At 51.3% G+C, this 26,606-nt stretch carries 25 protein-coding genes; 23 read left to right on the top strand and 2 right to left on the bottom strand.

The window, feature by feature from the left end; all coding sequences use genetic code 11:
- Positions 1–79 precede the first annotated feature (79 nt).
- The 10 genes from ACQY69_RS03350 (at position 80) to ACQY69_RS03305 (ending at position 8,769) form a co-directional block, all read left to right on the top strand.
- Complete coding sequence (locus ACQY69_RS03350) at positions 80–640, top strand: 4'-phosphopantetheinyl transferase family protein (protein ID WP_428258600.1); 561 nt, start codon at positions 80–82, stop codon at positions 638–640.
- The gene (locus ACQY69_RS03345) at positions 601–1,521 is read left to right on the top strand and encodes a DMT family transporter (RefSeq protein WP_428258598.1); all 921 of its coding nucleotides are present in this window, start codon (positions 601–603) and stop codon (positions 1,519–1,521) included. The genes ACQY69_RS03350 and ACQY69_RS03345 overlap by 40 nt, the downstream gene beginning before the upstream one ends.
- Positions 1,518–2,417, top strand: a complete 900-nt coding sequence (locus ACQY69_RS03340) for an MBL fold metallo-hydrolase (protein WP_428258596.1) — start codon at positions 1,518–1,520, stop codon at positions 2,415–2,417. The genes ACQY69_RS03345 and ACQY69_RS03340 overlap by 4 nt, the downstream gene beginning before the upstream one ends.
- On the top strand, positions 2,383–2,871 hold the full coding sequence (locus ACQY69_RS03335) for a regulatory protein RecX (protein WP_428258594.1): 489 nt from the start codon (positions 2,383–2,385) through the stop codon (positions 2,869–2,871). The genes ACQY69_RS03340 and ACQY69_RS03335 overlap by 35 nt, the downstream gene beginning before the upstream one ends.
- Positions 2,872–2,892: 21 nt before the next feature.
- Positions 2,893–3,609: a tRNA threonylcarbamoyladenosine dehydratase gene (locus ACQY69_RS03330; RefSeq protein ID WP_428258592.1), complete on the top strand. Its 717-nt coding sequence runs from the start codon at positions 2,893–2,895 to the stop codon at positions 3,607–3,609.
- Positions 3,602–4,873 (top strand): DNA recombination protein RmuC, encoded by a 1,272-nt coding sequence (locus ACQY69_RS03325; protein ID WP_428258590.1) that lies wholly within the window; start codon positions 3,602–3,604, stop codon positions 4,871–4,873. The genes ACQY69_RS03330 and ACQY69_RS03325 overlap by 8 nt, the downstream gene beginning before the upstream one ends.
- A complete protein-coding gene (locus ACQY69_RS03320) occupies positions 4,870–5,619 on the top strand; it encodes a metallophosphoesterase (protein ID WP_428258589.1) in 750 nt (249 codons plus the stop codon). Before ACQY69_RS03325 ends, ACQY69_RS03320 begins: the two co-directional genes overlap by 4 nt.
- A gap of 17 nt (positions 5,620–5,636) precedes the next feature.
- A complete protein-coding gene (locus ACQY69_RS03315) occupies positions 5,637–6,941 on the top strand; it encodes a pyrimidine-nucleoside phosphorylase (protein ID WP_428258587.1) in 1,305 nt (434 codons plus the stop codon).
- A gap of 12 nt (positions 6,942–6,953) precedes the next feature.
- Positions 6,954–8,027: a BMP family ABC transporter substrate-binding protein gene (locus tag ACQY69_RS03310; protein WP_428258586.1), complete on the top strand. Its 1,074-nt coding sequence runs from the start codon at positions 6,954–6,956 to the stop codon at positions 8,025–8,027.
- Positions 8,028–8,124: 97 nt separating this feature from the next.
- Positions 8,125–8,769, top strand: a complete 645-nt coding sequence (locus ACQY69_RS03305) for a TetR/AcrR family transcriptional regulator (RefSeq protein WP_428258584.1) — start codon at positions 8,125–8,127, stop codon at positions 8,767–8,769.
- 81 nt (positions 8,770–8,850) lie between these two features.
- Here ACQY69_RS03305 and ACQY69_RS03300 read toward each other — a convergent pair whose 3' ends face one another.
- Entirely contained in the window at positions 8,851–9,936 is a 1,086-nt protein-coding gene (locus ACQY69_RS03300) for a CdaR family transcriptional regulator (protein WP_428258582.1), read from the bottom strand.
- A gap of 216 nt (positions 9,937–10,152) precedes the next feature.
- Between ACQY69_RS03300 and ACQY69_RS03295 the strand changes: the two genes are divergently transcribed.
- The 13 genes from ACQY69_RS03295 to ACQY69_RS03235 all read left to right on the top strand — a co-directional run bounded on the left by ACQY69_RS03295 (position 10,153) and on the right by ACQY69_RS03235 (position 25,320).
- On the top strand, positions 10,153–11,748 hold the full coding sequence (locus tag ACQY69_RS03295) for an APC family permease (RefSeq protein ID WP_428258580.1): 1,596 nt from the start codon (positions 10,153–10,155) through the stop codon (positions 11,746–11,748).
- Positions 11,749–11,779: 31 nt separating this feature from the next.
- The gene (locus ACQY69_RS03290) at positions 11,780–13,171 is read left to right on the top strand and encodes a C69 family dipeptidase (RefSeq protein WP_428258578.1); all 1,392 of its coding nucleotides are present in this window, start codon (positions 11,780–11,782) and stop codon (positions 13,169–13,171) included.
- Positions 13,172–13,181: 10 nt separating this feature from the next.
- Positions 13,182–14,330: a glycerate kinase family protein gene (locus tag ACQY69_RS03285; protein ID WP_428258577.1), complete on the top strand. Its 1,149-nt coding sequence runs from the start codon at positions 13,182–13,184 to the stop codon at positions 14,328–14,330.
- 332 nt (positions 14,331–14,662) lie between these two features.
- Entirely contained in the window at positions 14,663–15,400 is a 738-nt protein-coding gene (locus tag ACQY69_RS03280) for a sigma factor (RefSeq protein ID WP_428258575.1), read from the top strand.
- A complete protein-coding gene (locus ACQY69_RS03275) occupies positions 15,397–16,281 on the top strand; it encodes an anti-sigma factor domain-containing protein (protein ID WP_428258573.1) in 885 nt (294 codons plus the stop codon). The genes ACQY69_RS03280 and ACQY69_RS03275 overlap by 4 nt, the downstream gene beginning before the upstream one ends.
- Before the next feature lie 135 nt (positions 16,282–16,416).
- Positions 16,417–17,187, top strand: a complete 771-nt coding sequence (locus ACQY69_RS03270) for an anti-sigma-I factor RsgI family protein (RefSeq protein ID WP_428258571.1) — start codon at positions 16,417–16,419, stop codon at positions 17,185–17,187.
- Complete coding sequence (locus tag ACQY69_RS03265; protein WP_428258570.1) at positions 17,177–17,968, top strand: polyphosphate polymerase domain-containing protein; 792 nt, start codon at positions 17,177–17,179, stop codon at positions 17,966–17,968. Before ACQY69_RS03270 ends, ACQY69_RS03265 begins: the two co-directional genes overlap by 11 nt.
- An 18-nt stretch (positions 17,969–17,986) precedes the next feature.
- Positions 17,987–18,658, top strand: coding sequence for a DUF4956 domain-containing protein (locus tag ACQY69_RS03260; protein ID WP_428258569.1), 672 nt, complete (start codon positions 17,987–17,989; stop codon positions 18,656–18,658).
- A 5-nt stretch (positions 18,659–18,663) separates the two neighbouring features.
- Complete coding sequence (locus tag ACQY69_RS03255; protein WP_428258567.1) at positions 18,664–20,088, top strand: CotH kinase family protein; 1,425 nt, start codon at positions 18,664–18,666, stop codon at positions 20,086–20,088.
- 161 nt (positions 20,089–20,249) lie between these two features.
- Positions 20,250–21,542, top strand: coding sequence for a D-alanyl-D-alanine carboxypeptidase family protein (locus tag ACQY69_RS03250; RefSeq protein ID WP_428258565.1), 1,293 nt, complete (start codon positions 20,250–20,252; stop codon positions 21,540–21,542).
- Positions 21,543–21,560: 18 nt separating this feature from the next.
- Positions 21,561–21,800, top strand: a complete 240-nt coding sequence (locus tag ACQY69_RS03245) for a putative Se/S carrier-like protein (protein ID WP_428258563.1) — start codon at positions 21,561–21,563, stop codon at positions 21,798–21,800.
- 269 nt (positions 21,801–22,069) lie between these two features.
- Positions 22,070–24,346 carry an SH3 domain-containing protein gene (locus tag ACQY69_RS03240; RefSeq protein ID WP_428258562.1) on the top strand — a complete coding sequence of 759 codons (2,277 nt, stop codon included), beginning with the start codon at positions 22,070–22,072 and terminating at the stop codon, positions 24,344–24,346.
- Positions 24,347–24,438: 92 nt separating this feature from the next.
- Positions 24,439–25,320: a hypothetical protein gene (locus tag ACQY69_RS03235; protein WP_428258560.1), complete on the top strand. Its 882-nt coding sequence runs from the start codon at positions 24,439–24,441 to the stop codon at positions 25,318–25,320.
- A 126-nt stretch (positions 25,321–25,446) separates the two neighbouring features.
- Here ACQY69_RS03235 and ACQY69_RS03230 read toward each other — a convergent pair whose 3' ends face one another.
- Complete coding sequence (locus tag ACQY69_RS03230) at positions 25,447–26,559, bottom strand: aminopeptidase (RefSeq protein WP_428261009.1); 1,113 nt, start codon at positions 26,557–26,559, stop codon at positions 25,447–25,449.
- Positions 26,560–26,606: the final 47 nt, after the last annotated feature.

Raw genomic sequence — 26,606 nt, 5'->3', positions numbered from 1 at the left:
TTGGACGGAACAATTGAGGAAAGTTTTGGCGGAAACATTGTGTTCCGCCTTTTTTGAGCATTGTGAAAATGTGAAGGATATGGAATTATATGTATATGAGGATTACAGGGACGTCATTGCCGGTATCACGGGCCGGGAGCTGACAGATGCATTGATTGTCATGTCACTGGAAGCAAGCGGACTGGGACGGTATCAGGTGGAGAGGACTGACAGAGGGAAGCCGTACATCAGGAATTGTGACAGAGGCCGCGGCGAGGACTGCGGCGAGGATTGCGGCGCTGGCGGAGAGATTCATGTGTCGGTCAGTCACAGCGGCAGGTATTTTCTTTGCCTCATAGCAGACCGGCCGGCAGGTGTAGACGTACAGGAAGAGCGGGAAACAGCGGTGGAGAAAATAAGCCGTCGTTATTTCACGGCCCGGGAGCAGAGGTTCGTACAGGAGGCGGGAGCAGATGGCTTTTTTCGCCTGTGGGCCAGAAAAGAAGCTTATTCCAAGTATACGGGGCTGGGGCTTGAGGAAATAATGAAGGGGACAGAAGTACTGGGGAGAGATGACGTGGAGTTCTTTGATTTTCAGCTGGAGAAAGGAATATATTGTTCATGCTGCAGAATGATACAGACAGGAGAAAAGGATATATAGCTGCCATATTTTTTTCTGTACTGGTGGGGTTTTCGTTCCTGGGGATAAAGATATGTCAGCAATATACCGATGGACTCAGCCTGTTGTGTTATCGTTATGATTTCGCACTGGCGGCAGTGATCATCCTGCTGGTGATGAAGGCGGTGAAGATAGATATACGGCGCAAGCCCAAGGGAAAGCTCTTCCTGACGGCGGTTTTCTATGTGGGATTCATGGCTTTCCAGGTGGCGGGGCTCTTTTACGCTACGTCGGTGGAGGGATCCATAATATTTGCCGTAGTTCCCATAATAGTAAAGATAATAGCGTCGCTTTTCCTGAAGGAAAAGTCATCCTGGCTGGAGAACATCTTCATTTGCACAACGGTGACAGCGCTCATATTCATGATCGTCATGGGCACGTCCCATATCGAGATAGATCCGCTGGGGACAGCGTTACTGCTGATTTCCAGCATGATGATGGCTATGAGCAACATATTCATGAGATATACGAGAAATGATTATAAGCCTATAGAGATAACTGTTTCTATCATAGCGCTGGGATTCGTGGTGTTCAACGGAGCCGCGCTTTTGCGGGCTTTTGTCCGGGGCGGGAGCCTGGCGGAATATCTGGAGCCGCTGGCTGTGCCGCAGGTCTTCATCGCCGCAGCTTATCTGGGTATAGGATGCATATTGTTGTCAGCTCATCTGATGAGCTACATGCTCAGCAAGATGGAGGCGGCGAAGGGGACCATATTCGGAAATCTGTCTACTGCCATCTCTATAGTGGCAGGGGTGGCAGTATTGGGCGAGAGCTTGATGTGGTATCACGTGGTATGTACGGCGGTCATCATAGGAAGCGTGATAGGAATGAGCCTCAGCGGCAGAAAAGGAGAACTTCAATGAAGACAGAACACGGTATGAAGGCGAGCGATGAGATGAGATTCGGATTTTTGATGGAAAACAGAACTGATAAGGCCGGCCTGACGGCGGAGCATGGACTTTCCATATATATAGAGGCGTGTGGGAAGAAGATGCTGTTTGACGCAGGAGCTACGGAATTGATGGTGAGAAACGCGGAACGGATGGGAGTGGATCTGGCCGCGGTGGATCTGGCGGTGGTGAGTCACGGTCACTACGATCATACGGGAGGCTTTCCGGCATTCTGCCGCCTCAACAGCAGGGCGCCTGTATACGTTCACAGGAACGCTTTTCGCGAGTCTTACGAATTAAAGGAAGGTCAGCTCTGCGGCTCGGATGACGGGATAAGGTGGACCGATGAGGAGAGAGAAGCCATGAAAGACAGACTCATCCTCACCGATGGGCCTCTGTGGGTGAGCGAGGATATCTGTGTAACGGGTACTGTTCAGTCGGAAGAAGGTTTCGAACCTACAGAGGTATTTTATTACCGGGATGAGGATGGAAAAATAACAGCGGATGACATGTCGCATGAGCAGTGTCTCGTCCTGCGGCAGCCGGAAGGTCTCTACGTGTTCTCGGGATGCAGCCATACGGGAGTTATAGGAGCATTGAATACGGCCAAGGAGCTGTTTCCCGGGGAAAAGGTGGCTGTGCTGGCGGCCGGGATGCACCTCTATAAGGCATCCGATACGGAGCGGAGCCGGGTAGTGGAAGCTGTTGCCGCAGAGGCGCCGGAACGGGTGATCCCTGTCCATTGTACGGGGATGGATGCCATATGCTACCTGAAAGATCTGCTGAAGGACAGGTGCGTTACGGCCGGGGCAGGAGACTGGTTCGGAAGGTACGGTGAGAAATGTGAGAAGGGTGAGCGATGTGAGTGATGTCAGGACTGCTGCTGTCAGATATCTGGGAATGAGACCCAGGACGAAGCAGCAGGTGATAAAGTACCTCAGGCAGAAAGGTTTCCCGGAGGAAGGCATTGCCGAGACGGTGGCGGAGCTGGAGGAGTATAAGTACATAGACGACTTTTCCTACAGTGTGATGTACTTCCGATACGGTTTTGAGAAGGGCCGGGGCGTGATGAGGATAAGGCGGGAGCTTTCGGAAAAAGGCGTGGGATCTGACGTCATCGATATGGCCTACGAGGAGCTGGAAGAGGTCCCCGATCAATATGAGACGGCGCGAAAGATAGCGATGGAGATGATCCGGGATATGGACATGGAAGAGATGGAATACGATGAAAAGCGCAGGATAAAGGCCAGGATAGGCCGAAGGCTCGCGGGACGCGGTTTTCCCTCCGATGTGATATACAAGGTGCTGGACAGCCTGCGATGACGGGGAAATGGAGGAGAGAAGATGGACGGGCAATATGTCAGGACTGAGATGGTGATAGGGAAGTCCGGGGTCGAGAAGCTGCGCTCGACTGCCGTCATGGTGTTGGGGATAGGCGGCGTGGGAAGCTACACGGCGGAAGCTCTGGCGAGAGCAGGCGTAGGGAAGCTGACGCTGGTAGACAAGGACACGGTTGATGTGACGAATATAAACAGGCAGCTGCCAGCTCTCCACAGCACTGTAGGCAGAGCCAAGGTAGAGGTGATGGCAGAGCGGATAGCCGATATAGACCCGGATTGCGATGTGGCGGCAGAGCAATGCTTTTTCCTGCCGGAAACTGCTGAGCAGTTCGATTTCAGAAGATATGATTATGTGGTAGACGCCATAGACAACGTGACGGGGAAGCTGGCAATAATAGAGAAGGCAGCAGCTGAAGGCGTCCCTGTCATATCGTCCATGGGCACAGGCAATAAGCTGGATCCTTCCATGTTCAGGATAGCGACCATAGAGGAGACCAGGGTGTGTCCGCTGGCACGGGTCATGAGAAAAGAGCTGCGGGCCAGAGGAATAGAGGGCGTCAAGGTGCTCTATTCAGAGGAGCCGCCTGTGAAAGGAGGCAGCTCTGTGCCGGGGAGTATCTCTTTCGTACCGTCGGTGGCAGGATTGATGATAGCGGGAGAAGTGATAAGGGATATTTTGAAGTTCGGGGAAGATCCGGAAGGAAAGGATGGGAATGGATAATCTGAGCGTTATTTTACTGGGGCTCTTTACGGCCGTGATCGTACTGATGGTATTGGTCATAGTCATATTGCTGAAGGTGTGGCGTGGCGGGAGCATAGGACAGGAAGCCCAGCTGAGAAGAGATATAAGAGAGGAAATGAGTCGTTCCAGGCGGGAGACCGGTGAGAATATCCAGGGAAGTGTCAAACGGCTTGGCGAAATGATATCCCAGAACCAGCGGGAAAGCGCCGATATGCAGAGCAGGCGGCTGGCGGAGCTGGGCAGGCAGCTGGCCGACACCTCCATGAGCATCGAACAGAGATTGGAAAACATAAGGATCTCCATGGAAAACAAGGTGACCGCCATGACCGAAGAGAACAACCGACAGCTTACAGAGATGAGGAACACCGTGGACGAAAAACTGCAGAAGACTCTGGAAGACAGGATAGGCCGGTCTTTCAGGCAGGTCAGCGAAAGACTGGAGCAGGTGACGAGAGGACTGGGGGAAATGCAGAATCTGGCCGCGGGAGTGGGAGACCTGAAAAAGGTCCTTTCAAATGTGAAGACCAGAGGAATCCTGGGCGAGATACAGCTGGGAGCCATACTGGAGCAGATACTGGCGCCCGGTCAGTATGAGGAAAACGTGGCCGTCAAGGGCGGCAGTGAACGGGTAGAGTTCGCGGTGAAGTTTCCGGGAGAGGGAGACGCGCCGGTATATCTGCCTATAGACTCCAAATTTCCGGCAGATGCTTATATGAATCTGCAGACTGCCTATGATACGGGAGACAGGCAGTTGATAAAGGCTGCCACCGATAATCTGAGGAACGCGGTCCTGAAGGCTGCCAGGGACATAAGGACCAAGTATATCGCGCCGCCGCGGACTACGGAATTCGCCATCATGTTCCTTCCATTCGAAGGGCTGTACGCGGAAGTACTGAGGCTGGGACTGGTGGATACGCTACAGCGCGATTACAGGATAAACATCGCCGGACCTACTACCATGTCCGCCATGCTCAACAGCTTCCAGATGGGCTTCAGATCTATCGCGCTGCAGAAGCAGTCGGGCCAGGTATGGGATACGCTGGCCAAGGTGCGGAATGAATTCGATAAATTCGGCGACGTCCTGATAAAGACCCAGAGCAGGATGGAACAGACCCAGAGGGATCTGGAGGCTCTGGTGGGAGTAAGGACCAGAGGGATACAGCGGGCACTCAAGGACGTGTCTTCTTCAGGGGAGGCCGGTGAGCTGTCCGGTGTCAGCGACGAACAGAGAGGGATCAAATGAGCATATTCGCTATAGCGGACCTGCATCTGTCCTTTTGCCCGGACATATGCAAACCGATGGACATATACGGCCCGGAATGGGAAAACCATGCGGAGAGGATAGAGGAGAACTGGCGGAGCGTCGTGACAGATGAAGATACCGTCGTGCTGCCGGGAGATATATCGTGGGGCCTCAAGCTGGAAGAGGCTCGATATGACCTGGAATGGATAGAGGCTCTTCCCGGACGAAAGGTCGTTTTCAAAGGGAATCATGATCTGTGGTGGCGTGGTATCACCAGGCTCAACTCCATGTATGAGACTGTCACTTTCATACAGAACGACTGCTATGAGGCTGAAGGGATCTTCATATGCGGGACTCGCGGATGGGTCACACCGGACAGTGATGATTACACTGAAGCCGATGAGAAGATATATAACAGGGAGCTTCTCAGGCTGCGAGCGTCTCTGGAAAAGGCTGTGGCAGCCGGCGCGAAGGCTGCAGGCGGCGCTGAAGGAGCAAGAGGTATCGGCGAGACAGGCAGCCGGCGGATACTGGGTGTACTGCATTACCCGCCGGTATCGAAGGCGGCAGCCTTCTCAGGGTTTCAGCAGATATTCCAGGAGTACGGCGTCAAGGATGTGATATACGGCCATCTTCACGGATCGGAAGGTTTCAGCAAGGCCATAGAAGGACCGTTCCAGGGGATAAGATACAAGCTGGTATCGGCGGACCGGCTGGGCTGTATGCCGGTGAAGATTGAGATCTGAGGCGAGGAGAGAGAATTATGAATGCGGTAGATATCATCGTAAAAAAGAGAGATGGCGGGGTCCTTACAAAGGAAGAGATAGAATATATGGTGATGGGGTATACGGAAGGGAGCATACCCGATTACCAGATGGCGGCGTTTCTGATGTCTGTTTTTTTCAGCAGGATGAATGATATGGAGACTCGGGCGCTCACTGCTGTCATGAGAGATTCAGGAGATGTGATGGACCTGAGCGCCATAGAAGGGATAAAAGTCGATAAGCACAGTACGGGAGGCGTAGGAGATAAAACGACACTTATCGTTGCGCCGCTGGCGGCCTCCTGCGGGGTCCCTATTGCCAAGATGAGCGGTCGGGGGCTGGGCTTCACCGGAGGCACTGTGGATAAGCTGGAGTCCATTCCCGGGTTTCGTGTTTCCATGAGCAGCGATCAATTCATCAGACAGGTGAACGAGTGTGGTATTGCTGTCATCGGTCAGACAGGTCATATCGCGCCGGCTGATAAGAAAATATATGCTCTCAGGGACGTGACAGGCACCGTGGAAAACCTGAGCCTCATAACCTCCAGCATCATGAGCAAAAAGCTGGCGGCAGGCTCGGACGCCATATTGCTGGACGTCAAATGCGGCAGCGGAGCGTTCATGAAGACACAGGAGGATGCGGAGGCGCTGGCGGAGCTGATGGTGAGCATCGGCAATTCCAGCGGGAAGGTGACCGCGGCTGTCATCACCGATATGGACCAGCCGCTGGGCAGAGCTGTAGGTAACGGGCTGGAGGTAAGAGAAGCTATCGAGGTTCTTAAGGGCCTCGGACCTAAAGACATAACTGAACTTTCTGTAAACCTGGCAGGATTGATGATATTCATGGGCGGCCGGGCAAAGAATGAGGCAGATGGGATGAAAATGGCACAGGAAGCCTTGACGTCAGGCAGGGGCCTTGCTAAGTTCGCCGACTTTGTCGAGGGGCAGGGAGGAGATCCTGCCGTGATCCATGATCACAGCCTCCTGCCTCAGAGCAGCGTAGAGATGGAGCTGACGGCGAAGGAAGACGGATACGTGGAGTCCATCGACGCCATGAGGATAGGAATGGCTTCACAGCATACGGGAGCAGGCAGAGAGAGGAAGGAAGATGATGTGGATCTGTCCGCGGGACTGTATCTGCACAGAAAAGCAGGAGACAAGGTGAAGACCGGAGATGTTATCTGTTCTGTTTATGGCAATAATGTGAAAAAAGTCGAAAAAGCATTGGAAGAAGCCGGCAATGCTGTTAAAATAGGCGAGGTAAAGAAAGAGGCGGGAACGCTGATAAAAAAGATCATAAGGTGAGAAGGGATCGTGATGAAACGTTTAGCAATTGTAACGACGGTGTTGGTACTGCTGGCAGCGCTGACAGGATGCGGGGGAAAGACTGAGGAAAAGGCTGAGACCACTGAAGGCTGTGAGATCGCCATGATATCGGAAAGCGCCGATATGGACGGGGATTCTTTTGTCAAGGCGACCTGGGACAGCGTGAAAAGCTTCGCTGACCAGTATGATATGGCTGCCAAAGCCTATGAGCCTGAAGAAGCTTCCAAAGAGTCTTATCTGGCGTCGGTGAAAGAGGCGTCTGACGATGGAGCCAAGTTCATAGTTCTGGCAGGGAGCGCCTTTGAGACTACAGCCTACGACGTGCAGACGGCTTATCCGGACACAGATTTCCTGCTGGTTGACGGAGTACCTCACGACGACAGCAGTAATTATGCGACGGCTGCCAATATGGTCAGCGTCGTATTCGCCGAGGAGGAAGCCGGGTATATGGCGGGATATGCCGCGGTGAAGGAAGGATATACCAGGTTGGGATTCCTGGGAGGACAGGAGATACCTGCTGTAAAGAGATACGGATACGGCTTCGTCCAGGGAGCGGCGGCAGCTGCTGCCGAAGCGGAGACCAAGGTGGAGATGAACTACAGGTACGCAGGGACGTCGGGAGCGTCTGAGGATGTGGAAAAGCTGGCGGCCCAGTGGTATGAAGGTGGAACAGAGGTCATTTTCGTTTCGGGAGGAGCTATGACTGATTCCGTGGTCAAGGCGGCAGAGAAAGACGGTGGCAAAGTCATCGGGGCGGATCTGGACGGAGGAAGCCTGTCGGAGACCATCATAGCCTCCGCTACCAAGGGGATCGACTCGGCTGTCGAAACGGTGCTGAGAAGTTACGAGGATGGGACCTTCGTCGGAGGGACCGCTTTCAACTATGCTGCCAAAAACGATGGAGTGATGTTGGAAATGGGTAGCTCTGGCTTCTCTGATTTCAGTCGGGAGGATTACAGGAAGATGTTCAATCAGCTGAAAAACGACAAGATACAGCTGAAAAAGGACACCGGTGTCGATTCTGTCTCGGAGCTGACCGGCCAGTGGGTGACGCTAAAGGAATAAAAAGGAGAAAAACAGAGAAATTATATAGGTTATTTATAGACTAACTGGACATTTTGTGATAGTATACTCATTAGGCAAGTAAATTGGAGGGGGTAGTATGAAATCAAACAGAACAAAAGGAAAAATATTGGAGACATCCATTAAGCTGTTTAATGAGAAGAAGGCGTCTAACGTCAGTACCGTGCAGATTTCCGCGGCGATGGAGATAAGTCCGGGAAACTTGTACTACTATTATGCCAATAAGGAAGAAGTCATAAGATGCATATGGCAGGAAAAGATGGTCGGTGAGATAGATGACCTTATGGAGCAGTATGAAAAGATAGAGAATTCGGAGCAGCTGCTGGATTTTTTCAAAGAAGCTATAGAGCATTGCATAAGATACAGGTTTTTCTATACCGAGATGCCTACGCTTTTCACTAATGACAGTAAGTTGATGGGCGTGTACGCGGAAATCAGTCAGCGCGCCAAGGAATCAGCTGTCGAGATGTTCAGGAAACTGGTGGAAAAGAGCGGTATCGACGGTCTTTCGGAGGATAAGGTGGAATATGCGGCCGAGAACGGATTGCTTCTCATGATCTCACTTATATCCCACTGCGATATAAGGTCGTCGGAAGGCTTTGACACCACCAATGCGATACGCACCGTATGGAGAAATATGACGGGATATCTGTATCCATATATGAACCAGCAGATGAGAGAGGAGCTGGAAAAAGCGCTGCGCGCGAAGGAAGCGGCACTGTAGCGGCATCATGACTGCAGAGTCTTATGCAACCGACCGGATCATCGGTCGGTTATATTTTTTTTTGTAAAAGGCTCTCGTGTCTCAGCGATCCCTGCACCATCGGCAGGCCAGGTAGAGGGCCATGAGGTCGCCGGAAGCTCTGGGGTCGAGACCTGTTTGAGCGGCGATCCTGTTTATCTTGTACTGCACGGTGTTCTTGTGGATGAACAGCGCCTGAGAAACTGCTTTTATGGAACCGTTGCTTCTGTAGTATATGTCTATGAAATCAGCAATGCCGGATATTTCCTTTTTATCGCAGTCGCCGAAGACATGTTTTATGAATCGTCCTTTCAGATCGGGATCCACAGAGGATATTATGACGTCGAGAAGCAGATGGTCATACATATATATGCCGGGGCGGCTGTTCTTTTTCATGTCTATTATGGTCTTCGCCTGCTTGAAAGAATCGGGAATGTTTTCTCTTTCGGAGCATACGGCGCCTATGGCGCAGATACAGCAGCCGCCAACCCCGGCTTTTTCCATACATGAAGAGAGACGCTCCGCGCACTTTTCCGGTGAGGGAAAACATCCTATCGCTACTGTTTCTTTGCTGATCTGGCATGTCATGAACTGAGATTTTGTGAGCGCCTTGATGAGGATATCGGAGATCTCATGGCCAGGCAAAGGACGGATGATCGACGCTATCATGGGGGCGTCGGGGTCGAGACCGTATTTTTGTATATCCTTCGCGAGAAGAGCCGGATCTTCCCATTCTCCGTTGAGCCAGCTGTTTATGAAAAGCTGGCGGGCGTGTTCCTGTTTGTCTTCCTTCTGAAGTATATCGAAGTCTTTTATCAATATCTCAGTCACTTTTTTGATGAGGCGGGCATAACGGCTCACCTGGGATATTTCACCGGTGATGCCGACAACACCGATGATTTCACCATCGGAAAGGATAGGGAGATTTATGCCTTTCCTGCACCCGGCGAACTGACCGTCGTAATATACGGAAAGCTCGGGCAGACTGCGGGTTATTACCAGATGGGCCCCTTCATGGAACTGGCCGGCCCGGCTGGGGTCCGTGCTGGCCATGATAGTCCCTCTCTCGTCCATTATGTTGATATCGTAATCTATGATGGAGCTGACTTCATTTATCAGCTCTCTGGCTGTACGTTTTCCTATCTTCATTGTTGATATTCCTCCTCTCATTGGTATGTGTAACAGTTTAATGCGGTGATTTTCGGGCTGATGTACATATATTTATGTTACAGATAATAGTATAATGGATTCGAACGCCGGGGTCAATTGGGCGGAGGAGGTAGATATCCGGAAATTGATTTATCATAATGATGCAAACAGAAGTGTAGAGTTGAGTTTATGAACAGACATAGGAGAGGCTAAAAAATGAGCGATAATGGATTGAAACAACATAAAGTAGGTATCATTGGCATCGTAGGTATGATATATGCGATGACTGCAGCAGGCGCGTACGGCATAGAGGATATGGTCTCGTCGTCGGGTCCGGGCATGACGGTGATCATGCTTTTCGTCCTGCCGTTGATCTGGGCGTTTCCGATAGCGTTGGCGTCCAGTGAGCTGGGGTCGGCCATACCTGACGAGTGTGGATTTTACAGATGGGTGCAGAGAGCGCTGGGAGAGTTTTGGGGATTCCAGATAGGCTGGTTGAAAAATATAGGTATTTATATCAATGTGGCTGTTTTTGTCGTGCTGGCTACGGATTACCTGGCTTCCTTCGTAGGAATGAACACGTTCCAGAGCTATATCTGCAAGGTAGTGATAATAGCTGTATTCACATGGATAAATCTGAGAGGTGTGAAAGATGTGGCCATAGTGAGCTCTATAATTTCCGGAGCTATATTGGTAGCTTTTGCCGGGATAGCGATAATAGGGTTCCTGCATTTTTCTCACAACCCATTTGAGCCTGTCGTAGCGACGGGGCAGACAGTGATAGGGAGTATAGGATCCAGCATAGCCATAGGTATGTGGATGTATGCAGGATATGAGTCAATGTCCAGTCTGGCAGGAGAAGTGGAAAATCCTCAGATCATACCAAAGGCTATCATCATCGCGCTGCCGCTCATAATAGGGACGTATGTGCTCCCGACCATCGCGTCCATAGGTGCGGTAGGCCAGTGGCAGAACTGGGGTTCGGAAGGAGTGTCCTACGTCAATGTGGCGATGAAGTTCGCGCCGGCCTTTGGCGTGGCATTCATGATGGTGGCTTTCATTTCCAACATTTCCATGTTCAATGTCTATCTGGCTTCCGGAGCCAGAGGGTTCTTTGTAATGGCTGAGGATAATCTGGCGCCTAAAGTTCTTGTAAAGTGTGACAAGAAGCACGGTGTGCCATATGTGGCGATCCTGAGCCTGGCAGTAGTGTCGTTGATACTGTGCGCTTTCAAGTTCGATATACTGGTGACGATAGTATCGCTTTTCAATCTGGGACTCTATTCTCTGATAATGATCTCCCAGATGGTACTCAGGAGAAAGGAGCCGGATCTTCCCAGGCCATATAAGATCAGGCTTGGAAAAGTGGGAACGGATATTTTTTGTACGATACCGATCATCGTGGCGTTTATCGCACTGTATATAAATGGTACGGATTATTTCGTGCTGGGTCTGCTGGGTATGATAACAGGACCTGTCGCATATATCGTGTTCAAGAGGATATACGGCGGCCTTTACAAGAACGATCCCGAAAAATATCCTATAGATCCGAGGACGAAGCTGGCTGTGGGAGACACCAGGAGGATCGCCTTCTCATTCGGTCTGCTTGCCGCTCTCATGGTGATAGGCAGATTGTTTCTGCCGGGGTATGAGGATCATCAGTATTATACGGACGTGTACGGTGTAGAAGGGATGTTCGGCATCTTCATGACGCTGATAACGGTGGCCGCGATAGTGTGCGCATTATTGGCTGTGACATTCATGGTGATATATAGTAAAATAGAATCGAAAAAAATCGGCGATGAACAGTAAAGTTTTTATCGATAGAAAGGAGTAGTTGACAATGGCAAGATCATGTTCCTCATTTGTTGTGATGGGTACGGAAACCAAGTCCGGCAATATCATCTACGCAAAGAACAGCGACAGACCTTTTAACGAGTCGCAGCCGCTTATCTATTATCCGGCTGCCGACCACCCTGAGGGCTCCTATACGGAGTGTTCCTTCATCAAGATACCGCAGGTAAAGCATACTTATGCCTGCATAGGTTCAAAGCCTCATTTCTTCTGGGGCTTCGAACACGGTGTCAATGAGCATGGACTGGCAATAGGAAACGAACAGGTGTCGGGAAGAGAGATCCCTGAGAGACGATGGGGGCTCATCGGTATGGATATCCTGAGGCTGGCGTTGGAGAGAGCCAGGACGGCCCGGGAGGCTATAGAGGTCATAGACGGACTTTTGAGCGAAATAGGAACGGGCGGCGCTCCGGGACACAGGATAGCGCCTTTCAACAGCAATTACATAATCTCGGATCCAAACGAATCGTATATGTTCGAATCCCATCAGAGAAAGTGGGTAGCCAAGAAGGTGGACAGGTATGGTTATATCGGCAATTGTTACTCCATACAGGAGGATTACGATATGATAGCCGACGGAACGATCCGGGAGGCCTGCGAAAAAGGCTTCTGGCATCCGGATGTACCGTTCAATCCTGCGAAAGCGTGGACTGTAGATGAGCTGATGTATGATGAATCGGAAGGGTTCGTCAGATATGCCAGGCTGGGGCGACTTCTCTCCGAAAAGACTGAGGCCGGCGGCAAGGTGGGAGTAAAGGAAGCGATGAATATCCTGAGGGATCACTACGAAGATGTCCCTGAGCTTCAGTCGATATACAGTCCGGCTGCCAATAAAGTCTGCACCATATGCAGTCATCCGGGCGGCGTTGGAGATGGCTGTGCCACGGCTGCCAGTACGGTCACGGTCCTGAAAAAGGACGTTCCGAAAGAGCTGGCGTTCACTTACTGGGGAAGTATGGCGCCGCCGTGCTGTTCGATCTTCAGACCATATTACAATATCGATTTTATTCCTGACGATCTGCAGCACGCTCATGCCCTTTACAGGCCGGAGGATCAGTGGTGGAGATTCATTGAACTGGAGAGATACATCGCTCTTAATTATGAGAAATTCGCGCCGAAGGTAAAGGAAGAATTCGGCAGGATGGAGGATGAATTCATACAGCAGGCTGAGTATATAGAATCCACATATGACGGAAATGTAAAGACCCTCAGGGATTTCTCGGCGGAGGCTTCCAGAAGGAGCTTCGAAAAGGCTGTTGAGCTCATCGAGGAGATAAAGGCTCAGCTGACCACCAGAGATATAGACAGGATGCTGCTGAGATATTTCAGGGAATCCTCGGATGAATGCGGTATGGAGTATGACGGGGATATGATCAAATAGGAGTGGATATATGAATGATGGCAATCCAAGTGGATACCGATATCTTCTGATGCCTGATTCCTTCAAGGGGACCATGAGCGCCATGGAAGTATGCGATATAATGAAGCGAGCCATCTTACAGCGGGGACCTGACGCTCAGGTAGTGGCGGTCCCCGTCGCCGATGGTGGAGAGGGTACGGTAGATTGTTTCCTCTATGCTTTTGGCGGGGAAAGGAAGACTGTGACGGCTACAGGGCCTTATGGAGAAAAGAAGGAAGCCTTTTACGGGATCATGGGAGATACGGCCGTCGTAGAGATGGCTGCGGCAGCTGGATTTTCGACGGAAGACAGTGGGAAACGGGACCCTTCTTCCGCTACGACTTTTGGCGTCGGAGAACTGATAAGAGCGGCGGTGGAAGGCGGCGCCAGGAAAATAATACTGGGGCTGGGCGGAAGCTGCACCAACGACGGCGGAGCCGGGATGGCAGCAGCCCTTGGCACAGTTTTCTACGATGAGTCGGGCCAGCCGTTCGTTCCTACCGGCGGGACTCTGAAACAGGTGAAGCGTATAGATATCCGGGAGACGAAAAAGCTGCTGTCGAATATTTCCATAGAAGTCATGTGCGATATAGATAATCCATTGTACGGACCTCAGGGCGCGGCATACGTATTCGCTCCTCAGAAGGGTGCTGACGAAAAGATGGTACGGATGCTGGACGATAATCTGAGAGCTTTCGCTGTTGCTCTGGAAAGGGAGACCGGCCAGGACGTATCGAAGCTGCCGGGCGGAGGCGCTGCCGGCGGAATGGGAGCCGGGGCCTACGCGCTGTTGGGAGCAAAGCTGAGCCAGGGTATAGATGTGATATTGGACATGATGAGGTTTGAGGAACTGGCCAGGGGATGCAAGGCTATATTTACGGGGGAAGGACGGTTCGACAGTCAGAGCCTGGGCGGGAAAGTGGTCGTCGGAATAGGCCGGCGTGCCCGCAGAGCAGGGATACCAGTTATAGTGGTGGCGGGCCGGGTGGCAGAAGATCTTCCGGGACTTGCCGATGTAGGGATAAGCAGTGTTTATCAGACTGCGGCCAGACCCTACAGGAGCAGAAACGAGATGCTTGAAAAGTGCCGGAAGGATCTGTTCGACACCATGATCCGTGCGCTGGATTGTGAAGGGCTGTAGCCGGGAGAGGCTGCGAGCAAGTGTTCGTTATATTTTTTAATGGAATTTGTAAAAAATTCAAATGTAAAAGGAGAGGGATTATTGCGCCCTCTCCTTGATTTAGTATGCGGATAGCTGTCGTGTCAGCGGTAAAGATCGTTGACGGGGCAGTTTTTTCTTTACATAAAATTAACATAGCGTTAACTTTTAACAGATGTAAATCCGGCTGTGTGATGGTATCATGAAACTCAATAATTTTATTACTTATTCAAAAAATCTTGGGTATTTCGGTGTTTGACCCCGTTTTCTGAGATATTCGTACGAAATACTGTATTGAGCATGGAGGAACAGCTGTGAGAGGAGAAGTCGATATCCTTCAGCGTGTGATGAAGGCGAAGACAGATGTAGAGGCTGCGGATCGTCTGATCGCGGATTATATGCCTTACATAAAAAGTGAGACAGCGAGGAATATCGGACGAGTTCCAAAGGAGGGCTCGGACGACGAGCTGAGCATAGCCATGATGGCTTTTCATGAAGCTATAGAAGGTTACAGCAGAGGACGCGGCGCGTTTTTGAAGTTCGCGGCGCTGGTCATAAAGCGAAGGCTGATAGATTACGGCAGGAGGGAGAAGCGTTTCGCGGGGAATGTATCGTTATCGACGTCGGTGTCTGACGACGACAGCCTCTCCATTGAGGATACCATCAGCGACAGTGAAAGACCTCACGAGGAGCTGCACGCACGAGACGACTTTAAAAGAGAGATAGAGGAACTGACGGTTCAGCTGTCTGGTTTCGGCATAACACTTTCCGACGTGGCCGCAAGCTGTCCCAGGCAGGAGAGGACTCTGAAGGCATGCAGGGATGTGCTCCTCTTTGTCATGAAAAACCCTGCGCTGACTGAAAAACTCAGGGAAACGAAAAAGCTGCCGATGACGGAGATACACCATGGCAGCGGGGTGGAGAAAAAGACATTGGAAAGACACAGAAAATATATAGTGACGCTGCTCCTGATCTACTCTAACGGATATGACAGCATAAGAGCTCATCTGAAGCAGATCTTCAGGACAGAAGAAGGGGGTATGAAAGCATGAGATACCTGGTAATGGAAGTTCATCCGGGTCACTGCGTCGTGCTGGATGAAAAGGGCTCCTTTTACAGAGTTGCTAATCTGGGATATGAGACAGGAGATATCGTCAGAGACGTGGTGTTCATGGAAGACATCGCGGAGAAAGAAAAGAAGGGAAAGCGAAGGATAAAGCAGTTTTCGGCCATAGCGGCTGTAGCGGCCTGTTTCCTCCTGGTGCTGTTGCCTGTCATGGATGTGTTTTCTCAGGATAACGCTCAGGTGACTCTCAGCATCAATCCTCAGGTGACAATGGAGGTCAATGGGGACGACGAGGTGACGGAGATAGAGGGCAATAACGAGGACGGCAGAGAACTCATAAAAGGATATTCCTGCGACGGCAAGGGCGTGGATAAAGTGACGGGCCAGCTGGTGGACAGAGCTGTGGAAATGGGGTTCCTCGCGGAAGGAGAGACGATAAACCTCGACATCGGCGCCGATGACGGCCGCCGGGCCAATGGGCTGGGAGAAAAGCTGGACAGATATCTCGAGAAACAGCTGGGGGAAAGGTATTCCATCGTCATAACAGCTAACGGGATGGAGCTGGTGAACAGACATGTCATCATATATGAGGAAGAGACGACATCGGAACCGACTGCCGCTCCGACGGAAAATCAGGGAAGCGGCGGCTACCAGACGCCATCAGGCGGCGGATACTACGGTGATTCCGGGTACGGTAGCTCGGATTACGGTGGTTCAGGCTCCGGGGGAGCGGCAGGGGGAGCTCCGGCAGCGGGGACTTCTCCGGCTGCACCTGTCAGTCCAGGAAATGGTTCGGGAGACAGCGGATATGGTGATTCGGGGTATGGAGATTCCGGCTATGACAGCGGTGATTCGGGATATGACTGAGGAAGCGTGAAAGTATCGGAGCAAAGAATTTTTTAAAAAATCATCATCAGACCCCGTTTTCGAAAAAAGACAGTCGTATCCTATACTATAAAACGAAAACAGACATTTTCGAAGAGGATGAAAAGGAGAACGAGCATGAAAAAGAAAAATCTTATAAGCTTATTGACAGCCGTTATGATCATGGTCCTGTCCATCGGGGCATTGGCAGGATGCGGAGAGGACGCGTCGGCAGCCGAGGCGGGAACATTGGTGATAAAGGTAAATCCTGAAATCGCCGTGGATTACGACGACGAAGGAAAGGTAGTGGGAGTAAGAGGTCTCAATAATGATGGGAAGGCCCTCGTGGAAAGCTACAGCGGATTCGAAGGCAGGGCATCTGATTCGGTCGTTACGGAGCTGGTGACGATGATCCATGAGGCGGGGTATTTCGAGACTGAGATAGAAGGTGAAGGCCGTCAGATCACCATCGAGATAGAGAAGGGCTCGGAGATGCCGAGAAAGGACTTCCTCACCGATATCGTTACGGATGTCAAGGCTTACATGGGAGATAAGCCGTTTACCGGGAATATCGTTGTGGAAGGTGAGAGCAACTACGGCGTGAGTGATTATGCGGTATCCCCTTACGGTGACAGCAGTTACAACGCTACTCAGGCTACTACGGCAGCTCCTTCATCGGGAGGAAGCTCAGGCGGAACTTCTGTGACTTACGGCAACAGCAGCTATGGTCATACGGACTACGGCAATACCAATTACGGCAATTCGGGATATTCGGGCACGTCGCAGGCTCCTGCGCCGACCACCACCGCGCCTGCTGCGTCCGGCAACAGCGGCTACAGCGATTACGGCAACAGCGGTTATGACAGCGGCAACAGCGGTTATGACGGAGATTCCGGTTATGATGACTGAAACGACCGAGCCTGTCGTGACATCATCTAATACGGTGACTGCTGCTCACACCGTAACTGTCGCACCAGCCGTATACGGAAGGCTTCTCGTGATGGAGAAGCCTCCGGGAAGATTCAGACATGAGATGAAGTATGGCCTCGACGGGACGGCGGACATCATATTGTCTTCCAGACTGCGGAAGCTGTTCAGACACGACAGGCATGCTGACTCACACGGTTCATACCGTGTGAGCAGTTTGTATTTTGACACTCCTTACGATAAAGCCATGTGGGAGAAGATGGCCGGCATCAGGAAAAGGGAGAAGTTCAGGATAAGGTATTACAACGACGATATGTCATTTATCCGTCTTGAAAAGAAGTACAAGGTAGGGAATCTGTGTTCCAAGCGGAGCGCCAGTCTGACATTCCAGCAGGTAGTCAGACTGCTGGAGGGAGACGCGGAGTTTTTGCTGGAAAGCGGGGACGCGCTTCTGACGGAGTTTTACAGCAAGATAAAGGGACAGCTTTTGAGACCGGTGACTATGGTCAGCTATATGAGGGAAGCGTTCCTCTATGATCCGGGAAATGTGAGGATCACCATAGACAGACAGCTGCGCTCAGGGTCATGGTATGCCGGCTTCCCGGCTGATATGAGAAAGGTGGCCGACGTATCGGAAGGAAAAGGCGTGCTGGAGGTAAAGTATGACGATTTTCTCCCGGACATAGTGAGGATGGCGGTCCAGGCTGATGGACTCAGGTGGCAGGCTTATTCCAAGTACGCGGCGTCGAGGCGGTTTGACTGATGGATCAGGAGGTGCGGTTTGACTTTTCAGGAGATCTTTTCATCCAATTTCATAGACAGCGTGAATGCGGTGAGTGTGGTGGATATGAGTCTGGCTCTGGCGCTGGCCTTTGCCGACGGACTTTTCATTTTTTTCATATATAAGAAGACTTTTTCCGGAGTGATGTATTCCGCCAGTTTCGGTATATCGCTGATAGCTATGACCATGATAACTGCGCTGGTGATACTGGCCATCAGCAGCAATGTGGTCCTTTCGCTGGGAATGGTGGGCGCGCTGTCCATAGTAAGGTTCAGGACGGCGGTGAAGGACCCGATGGATATCGTCTTTCTGTTCTGGAGCATCGCGGCAGGTATCGTGCTGGCTGCCGGGCTCCTGCTGCTGGCGGTGGCCGGCAGCATATTCATCGGTATCGTACTCCTGATATTTTCAGAGAAGAAGACTTTCGACAGGCCTTATATCCTGGTGATCCACTGTGTGGACAGCGACAGCGAAGAACGATCTCTGAAGCTGGTGGAGGAGATGGCCGGGAAGGTGTCGCTGAAGAGCAAGACGGTGACGCCCGGCTCCATAGAGCTCAACTACGAAGTGAGACTCAGGGACGGGAATACGGACTTCGTCAACCGGCTGGCGGAGATGGACGGCGTCACCAGCACCGTTATGGTGTCCTACAACGGTGATTACATGGGGTGATATGGATGCTGAAGCACAGGCATACAGATAAGATATGCGTGGGGGCGGCAGTTGCCGCCCTTTTCGCCGTGATCTCCTTCGCACTGTGGAGCGACGATATTGGTGTGACTCGTGCCGCTGCTGAGCCGGGTTACGCTTCCAGGCTCTTTGATGACAGCAGGGTACACAGCATAGATCTGAAAGTGGAGGACTGGGAAGGCTTCATTTCAGAAGCGCCGGAAGAGGAGTACGTGCAATGCGATGTGGCGATAGACGGTGAAATGTATGGCAATGTGGGCCTCAGAGCCAAGGGAAACAATTCACTGGGACTGGTGACAGAGTATGGGCTGGACAGATACAGCCTGAAGCTGGAATTCGACCATTACGGCAGCGGCACTTATCATGGATTGGACAAGATGTCGCTGGACGCATCCTTTCAGGACAACAGCTATATGAAAAATTATCTGGCCTACGACATGATGGAGATGATGGGTGTCCCGGCGCCGATGACCAGTTATGTGTGGGTGACGGTCAACGGGGAAGCATGGGGGCTGTTCCTGGCTGTCGAAGAACCGGAGGATGCTTTCCTGCGCAGGGTATACGGCCGGGATCAGGGGAAGCTGTACAAGCCTGACTACAGGTATCTGGAGGAGGAAAACGCCGACGTAGCGCTCAGATATACCGATGACAGCTTCGAAAGCTACGACAACATATTCAGGAACGCCAGAACGGAAATATCGGATGATGACAGAAAGCGCCTCATCGACGCGCTGAAGATCCTTTCCGAGGCTTCCGGAGGAACGGAGGAGGATGGGGAAGAGCTTTCAGAAGCTGTGAACGTGGACGGAGCGCTGCGTTATTTTGCCGTACAGAGCTTTGTGGTGAATCTCGACAGCTATCTGGGACCTACGGGTCACAATTATTTTCTGCATGAAAGAGATGGTATACTGACCATACTTCCGTGGGATTACAACCTGGCTTTCGCCACCTATTCGCTGGGGATGCCGGAGCCGATAAACGACGCGGAGCTGTATGTCAACTACCCCATAGATACCCCGGCTTCCGGACAGATCATGATGGAGCGGCCTCTGTTTCACAATATCATGAAGGTGGACGAGTATCACAGGCAGTATCACCGATATTACGACATGTTCCTGGAGGAATATTTCGAGAACGGATATTTTCAGGCAAAGGTGACGGAAGTATATCGTATGATAGCGCCGTATGTGGAAGAAGATCCGACGGCGTATTGCTCTTATGAGGATTTTCAGGAAGGAGTGGAAACTATCACCGATTTTTGCCTGTTGAGGGCGGAAAGTGTCAGAAAACAGCTCCAGGGAGAGATCCCTGCCACAATAAGAGGACAGTCGCTGGATAGCAGCGGTTTCGTGGACGCGTCGGATATCTGGCTACCAGATATGGGAGAGATAGCCGATCTTTATACTGAATAATTTCGGTATGAAGCTATGGACGGATCCGACGAAATGGTTGCAGATCTGATTTTGTAAGAGTGTGCCAGGAACCGGCGATACGGGAGAGACTGATTTTTTGTGAAGACCTTCTTTTTCTTTGGAAGACGGCATATATTCAAGGGGAAGGGAGGTTTTTTTTCGTGGGAAGAAAGCTGAGAAAGTGGGAAAAAGCGGTGGCCGGCGCTCTTGCCGCGGTATTTCTGATAGCCGGAGGATTCATGGGGATAGATAAGTTCGCGCCGGAGGAGAGGTCGCTGACTATCGTCGATGATGACACAGCCACTGTTTCGGGGAATGCGGCTGTGTCGCAGAGAGGTGATGCCCCGGGCAAGGACAGCGGAGGCGGTGAAGATGACAGTGGCCTGGATATAAGCGCCAAGTCGGCAATACTTATCGACGGCAGCAGTGGGAAGGTGCTGTTCGCGCAGAATGAGAAGGAGCACCTGCCGCCTGCGTCGGTGACGAAGGTGATGACATTGCTCCTGATCCTGGAAGGGTGTGAATCGGGGAAGATATCCACGGAGGATGAAGTCATCATTTCAGAACGGGCAGCGTCTATGGGCGGCAGTCAGATGTATATGGAGCCGGGTGAGAAGCATACGGTGGAAGAATTGCTTAAAGGTGTGATAATGGTCAGTGCCAACGACGGATGTGTGGCGCTGGCCGAGCATCTTTCGGGAAGTGTGGAAAGCTTCGTGGAGCTGATGAACCAGAAGGCGGCGGAAATGGGTCTGGAGGACAGTCATTTCGTCAATACTAACGGTCTTCCTGTGGCAAATCATTATTCCTGCGCATATGATATAGGAATGATATCGCAGGAGCTGATGGAGTTCGAGGACGCGCGGGACTGGTTCACCGCGTGGCAGGAGGATATAAAGGTGGGTCTGCCGGGAAAGGAAAGCGATTTTACGTTGACCAATACCAATAAACTGATAAAAAGCTACAGCGGGGCGATCGGAGTCAAGACGGGCTTTACCGATGACGCGGGGTACTGCCTTGCAGGAGCGGCGGAAAGAGATTCGACGAGGCTCATAAGTGTGGTATTAGGCTGCGAGAGCAGCGAAGTGAGATTCGACGAGGCGGCCAGGCTGCTGGATCACGGTTTTGCCGGGTATGAGACGGTACAACTGGCGAAGGCCGGTGAGAGGATAGAGAAGGTCGCGGTACAAAAGGGAGATCAGACGGAAATTTTTGCCGTATCAGAAGATCCGCTGGGAGTCACTGTGAAAAAGGGTGAAAAGGACCAGGTGAAGAAACTGGTGGAAATAGATGAAAATCTGGAGCTGCCTATAGAAAAGGGAGAAAAGGTAGGATCCATGGTCGTGCTGGAAGGAGATGAAGAAACCGCCAGATACAGGCTGGTTTCCGACAGGAAGGTGGAACGAGCCGATTTTGCCACTACATACATCCGTATGATTAAAAAAATGATTTGAAAGGATGGAGGGATTCCCTTGAGCGGCAAAAACTGTTACCTTTTCTTTTCCGGGTATTACGCCGCGGTGAAGGTGTCTCAGATACTGACAGGACATCAGATAGACAACAGGGTCGTGAGGGCACCGGTGCATATGAGGAACAGCTGCAATTTCGCGGTATTGATAGATGTGGCGGAAGAAGACAGGACAATGGAGCTCCTCGGCGAATCGAAGATCGCTCCGGAGAAAAGGGCGTATGGGGAAAAGAGAAGGATATGATATAGCGCGGCGTGAGCGCGTGAAAAAGCCTGAAGATCGAAATGGTCTGCAGGCTTTTTGATATGTTCGCCACATACAAGTGACAGAAGGGTTATTCAAATAATTTTTGAAATCAATGTAAAATTTCCTTAAAATGGATGCTCATAAAAGTGATGTAAAATCGTTGAAAGCATTGACTTTTCAACGTTTATAAGGTATAATCATGACGCGGTAAATGCTTGGAGTTACTTAATATACAGGGCAAAAACATGGTAAACGAGGAGGGGATTATGTCAACACAGGATATTTCTAAAAGAAAAAGGAGGGCTGCGGCGGTCATAGCTGTCATGATGGCGGTGTCGGTATTCGCGGGGCTGCCGCTGACGGATCTCGGCAAAGTCTACGCGGCCGGCGAAACAGGCCAGGTCACGGCAAGCTTGCTGTATGTCAGGTCCGGAGCGGGAACCAGCTATTCTAAAATAGGCTCACTGGCGAAGGGTAAGACTTTTGTCGTTACCGGATCTGCGAAGGACTCTTCCGGGGTGGTATGGTACCAGCTGAAGTACGGTTCGAAGACCGGTTATGTATCATCGAAGTATGTTAACATAAAACAGAATACGGTAACTTCAGTTTCCAACACTCAGGGGACGGTAAATACAAAAACTGACCCGCTCATTGTCAGAAGTGGTCCGGGAACGAGCTACAGCAGTCTGGGAACGATGGTAAAAGGAAAGACTTTCACCATGACCGGAAAGGTGCAGGATATATCGGGGACATGGTGGTATACGCTTTCCTTCAATGGAAAGACAGGCTATGTTTCTTCCAAATATGTAAAGACCACTTCTACATCGTCAGGTGTTACAGAAGTGACTGGAACTACAGGCACGGTGGCAACAAAGACGGATCCGCTGCTGGTGAGGAGCGGCCCGGGAACTAATTACGGGACCATCGGATCCATGGCCAAGGGCAAGACCTTCACCGTGACGGGAAAAGCTCAGGACAGTTCGGGGACATGGTGGTACAGATTGACATTTAATGGGAAGACAGGTTATGTTTCTTCCAATTATGTGACCATCAAGACATCTTCAGGAGCTACCGAGGAGACGGAAAACGCTATCGGTACTGTCAATACCAAGTCTGATCCGCTGCTGGTGAGGAGCGGTCCGGGAACTAATTACGGGACTATCGGATCCATGGCCAAGGGTAAGACTTTCACAATAATAGGCAATGCGAAAGACAGCTCAGGCAATACATGGTACAAGCTTACATACAATGGAAGACTGGGATATGTTTCCGGCTCCTATGTGAAGGTCACTCAGAACAGCGATCCGGGAAGCTCTGATGAGGATACGGATCAGGGTTCATCCAGTTCGCCTGTGACATTCCAGATGGGGACGGTAACAGCCAATGACGGACTCAATGTCAGGACGGGAGCAGGGACAAGCTATACGCGGCTGACGACGCTGCCCAAGGGGACGACCATAACGGTCACGGGTTCTAAGAAGGCCAGCGATGGCAAGGTATGGTACACATATCAGTACAGCGTCAGTCAGGTGGGATATCTGTGTTCCGATTATCTGTCCGTAAAGACAGTGACGTCCGACAGCGATTTTGAAAGTTATATGACGGCTCAGGGATTCCCTGAGAGCTACAAACCGGGCCTGAGGATGCTCCACGCGGCTCATCCTCAGTGGGTATTCAAGGCATACAATGTAGGATATTCATGGTCGGATGCCATTGCCAGGGAAACGGCCAGCGTTTCCACCAATCTGGTCAGCGCGTCATCACCTGTATCATACAGATCCACGGCTCCGGGTTCCTACAACTCCTCAACAAAGACGTGGACGACCTTTGACGGAGGCTGGTATGCTGCCAGTCCTACTGTGGTGAAGTATTATATGGATCCGAGGAATTTCCTGACGGAGAGCGGCATATATCAGTTCATGACCCACAGATATGACAGCGGCTCTCAGAGTGCCGACACGGTAGCGGCAGTTATTCAGGGCTCGTTCATGCAGAGCAGAAACCCTGGAGGCGGATACAGCTCCTATTCGACGTTGATAAACGCGGCGGGAAAGAATGGAGGTGTCAACCCTAATGTGCTGGCGGCAATGATCATACAGGAGCAGGGATGGAGCGGAAGCAGTCTGGTATCGGGAACTTATCCGGGATATCAGGGCTATTACAACTTCTTCAATATAGGGGCATATACTACCAGCACCATGAATGCCATCCAGAGAGGTCTCTGGTACGCTAAGGGCTCAGGAGTGGGCGCTACAAGCTATTCCAGACCGTGGAACACGCCGTATAAATCCATATTAGGCGGAGCGATGTTCTATTCGGAGGAGTATGTTTCCAACAATCAGGATTCATACTATACTAAGAAGTTCAATGTGAAAAACGGTGTAAGCAAGGTAGGTACTCACCAGTACATGACCAATGTGGCCGGCGCGGCCAGCGAAGGCAGCATAGTCAAGAGAGCTTACAGCAGTAATGATAACTATCCTGTGGTATTCGAAATACCTGTATACAGCAGCATGCCGTCCACTGCGTGTCAGCTTCCATAGGCAGATCGCGTGGCGTGGACGGAATGCCGAGTATGTAAAAAATGCGAAACAGAGACACAGGATAAGGATGAGTAAAGTTAAAGGGGCAAGCGATGACGTATTGCAAAGATAAGGAAAGAACGACAGAGAGGATATTGAAGAGGCTGATAGTGCTGATAGCAGTACTGGCGCTGGTGATACCACTGATATCGCCTCGGGTATTCGCGGCATCTTCTGTTACACTCAGCGGAGGAGATGATGTAAAAGGCGGGGATACCTTTACCGTTGCCGTCACTTTTGGCGGCGGCAACATAGGGCGGGTAGATGCCAGTCTTACCTATGACACTGATAAGCTGACGTATATATCAGGAGGAAGCAGTACGGGGAACTCGGGATATATCCAGCTGAGCAGTGGGGGTACTGACGGCAGTGTGACGTTCAATATCGAGTTTCAGGCTATATCAGAAGGGGATACTGTGCTGGAGGTGACGACCAGGGAGCTTTACGATCTGAATGAAGCTTATATCGGAGAAACGCCTTCGGCATCCAAGACCGTTTCCATAGCGGGAAGCGCAGCGGAGGAAGAGATCATCACTCAGACCACATCTCCTGACCAGCCGGTGGCTGAAACGGAGCTTTCCGGAGTCGATGAGAAACCGGATGAGGGCAATGGTGAAAGCAGCGTGACATTGCTGATGGCAGCAGCTATCGCCATACCGCTGATACTCATCATCATCATAGCTGTTCTGCTGGCCAGGAAGAAGAAAAAGAAGGCCGCTCCTGCTTCGGAAGAAGAGACTGATGAGCCGTCCGATGGATCTGATCAGTATACCGGATATCGGCCGGAAACCTATGGAGATGAGCAGAGGCCCATGAGCAGGATGGAACGGATGAGCAGTGGCAGGAAAGCAGATAAAGAGACGAAGAAGAAAGCATCTGAGGAGACCGAAAGCTGGTCTGACTGGGATGGTTTTGACGACAACGATCTGAGATGATGGAGCGGATGTCGTCTGACTGTAAAAAACGGTGACGATAAAAGGCCGGCGTGCCGGGGCAAAAGCCCTGGGCGCCGGTCTTGGTCTATGGGGAGCCTTTAGCTTTTGCCCCCGTCACCTGCGAGTTTATTTGAGGTTTTCAGGATTCAGGCAGGAAAGTTCAGGCAGAGTGAAGATGCCGTCTTTTCTTATGAGCCTGCCGTCGAAGTATATTTCTCCGCCGCCGTATTCAGGACGCTGTATCATCACCAGATCCCAGTGGACTGCCGACTTGTTGCCATTGAAGGCATCTTCGTAGGCTGCGCCCGGCGTCAGATGGAAGCTGCCTGCTATTTTTTCATCGAAGAGGGTGTCCTTCATAGGTTCCAGGATGTACGGGTTGACACCGATGGCGAATTCGCCGAAGTACCGGGCTCCTTCGTCCGTATCCAGCAGCTGGTTTATCCTGGTATCGTCGTTGGATGTGGCTTTCACTATCCTGCCGTCCTTTATCTCGAAGACGATGTTCTCGAAGGTGAAGCCCTGTTCTTCAGACGGCGTGTTGTATGAAATGATGCCGTTCATCGATTCTCTCACGGGAGCTGTGTAGACTTCTCCGTCGGGAATATTGCACTTTCCGTCGCACTTGATGGCCGGTATGCCCTTTATGGAAAAAGTCAGGTCCGTCCCAGGTCCCTTGATTTCCACCTTGTCTGTCTTTTCCATGAGGGCGACCAGGGAGTCCATGGCTTTGCTCATTTTGCCGTAGTCAAGAGTGCAGACGTCAAAGTAGAAATCTTCGAAGCGTTCCAGGCTGCTGCCGGCCAGCTGAGCCATGGAGGGGTTGGGATATCTGAGGACTACCCATTTCGTTTCGTTGACGCGCCTGTCCAGAACAGGTCTGGTGAGGCGGCTGTACATGTTCAGCTGCTTTGGCGGCACGTCCGACAGCTCCGACGTGTTGTTTCCGGCTCTGACGGCGATATAGGCGCTCATGCCTTCCATTTGGGCCAGTTTGTACTTATTCATGAAGCTGATCTGTTCTTCATCACAGCCCAGCAGTATTTCCCGGGTGATCTCCGAGTCGCTGATCTCCACGTAAGGCTTTCCTCCGCGGGCATAGGTGTTTTTCACCAGCTGCTTTACCAGAGGACGGCAGCAGTCGCCTTCGTAGGAGATGAGTATCTTTTCCCCTTCCTGCAGGTCGCAGGAGTAGTTCACCAGCAGATCCGCCAGCTTTTTTATTCTCTGATCCATTATTTCCTCCTCGATATATGTCAACAGTAAAATTTTCTATAGCATATTGT

It is taken from the genome of Gallibacter sp. Marseille-QA0791, assembly GCF_965119705.1.
Classification (GTDB): domain Bacteria; phylum Bacillota; class Clostridia; order Peptostreptococcales; family Anaerovoracaceae; genus Lentihominibacter; species Lentihominibacter excrementipullorum.
The sequence above is the reverse complement of the archived record's forward strand: the minus strand, read 5'-3'. Positions and strand labels throughout refer to the sequence as shown.

What these genes read in the sequence shown, in the direction of transcription:
- ACQY69_RS03340 (WP_428258596.1), top strand. Translation starts at nt 1,518, where the DNA reads ATGAAGACAGAACACGGTATGAAGGCGAGCGATGAGATGAGATTCGGA.
- ACQY69_RS03285 (WP_428258577.1), top strand. Translation starts at nt 13,182, where the DNA reads ATGAATGATGGCAATCCAAGTGGATACCGATATCTTCTGATGCCTGAT.
- ACQY69_RS03290 (WP_428258578.1), top strand. Translation starts at nt 11,780, where the DNA reads ATGGCAAGATCATGTTCCTCATTTGTTGTGATGGGTACGGAAACCAAG.
- ACQY69_RS03275 (WP_428258573.1), top strand. Translation starts at nt 15,397, where the DNA reads ATGAGATACCTGGTAATGGAAGTTCATCCGGGTCACTGCGTCGTGCTG.
- ACQY69_RS03265 (WP_428258570.1), top strand. Translation starts at nt 17,177, where the DNA reads ATGATGACTGAAACGACCGAGCCTGTCGTGACATCATCTAATACGGTG.
- ACQY69_RS03310 (WP_428258586.1), top strand. Translation starts at nt 6,954, where the DNA reads ATGAAACGTTTAGCAATTGTAACGACGGTGTTGGTACTGCTGGCAGCG.
- ACQY69_RS03320 (WP_428258589.1), top strand. Translation starts at nt 4,870, where the DNA reads ATGAGCATATTCGCTATAGCGGACCTGCATCTGTCCTTTTGCCCGGAC.
- ACQY69_RS03315 (WP_428258587.1), top strand. Translation starts at nt 5,637, where the DNA reads ATGAATGCGGTAGATATCATCGTAAAAAAGAGAGATGGCGGGGTCCTT.
- ACQY69_RS03345 (WP_428258598.1), top strand. Translation starts at nt 601, where the DNA reads ATGCTGCAGAATGATACAGACAGGAGAAAAGGATATATAGCTGCCATA.
- ACQY69_RS03325 (WP_428258590.1), top strand. Translation starts at nt 3,602, where the DNA reads ATGGATAATCTGAGCGTTATTTTACTGGGGCTCTTTACGGCCGTGATC.
- ACQY69_RS03270 (WP_428258571.1), top strand. Translation starts at nt 16,417, where the DNA reads ATGAAAAAGAAAAATCTTATAAGCTTATTGACAGCCGTTATGATCATG.
- ACQY69_RS03235 (WP_428258560.1), top strand. Translation starts at nt 24,439, where the DNA reads ATGACGTATTGCAAAGATAAGGAAAGAACGACAGAGAGGATATTGAAG.
- ACQY69_RS03330 (WP_428258592.1), top strand. Translation starts at nt 2,893, where the DNA reads ATGGACGGGCAATATGTCAGGACTGAGATGGTGATAGGGAAGTCCGGG.
- ACQY69_RS03300 (WP_428258582.1), bottom strand. Translation starts at nt 9,936, where the DNA reads ATGAAGATAGGAAAACGTACAGCCAGAGAGCTGATAAATGAAGTCAGC.
- ACQY69_RS03240 (WP_428258562.1), top strand. Translation starts at nt 22,070, where the DNA reads ATGTCAACACAGGATATTTCTAAAAGAAAAAGGAGGGCTGCGGCGGTC.
- ACQY69_RS03255 (WP_428258567.1), top strand. Translation starts at nt 18,664, where the DNA reads ATGCTGAAGCACAGGCATACAGATAAGATATGCGTGGGGGCGGCAGTT.
- ACQY69_RS03305 (WP_428258584.1), top strand. Translation starts at nt 8,125, where the DNA reads ATGAAATCAAACAGAACAAAAGGAAAAATATTGGAGACATCCATTAAG.
- ACQY69_RS03295 (WP_428258580.1), top strand. Translation starts at nt 10,153, where the DNA reads ATGAGCGATAATGGATTGAAACAACATAAAGTAGGTATCATTGGCATC.
- ACQY69_RS03350 (WP_428258600.1), top strand. Translation starts at nt 80, where the DNA reads ATGGAATTATATGTATATGAGGATTACAGGGACGTCATTGCCGGTATC.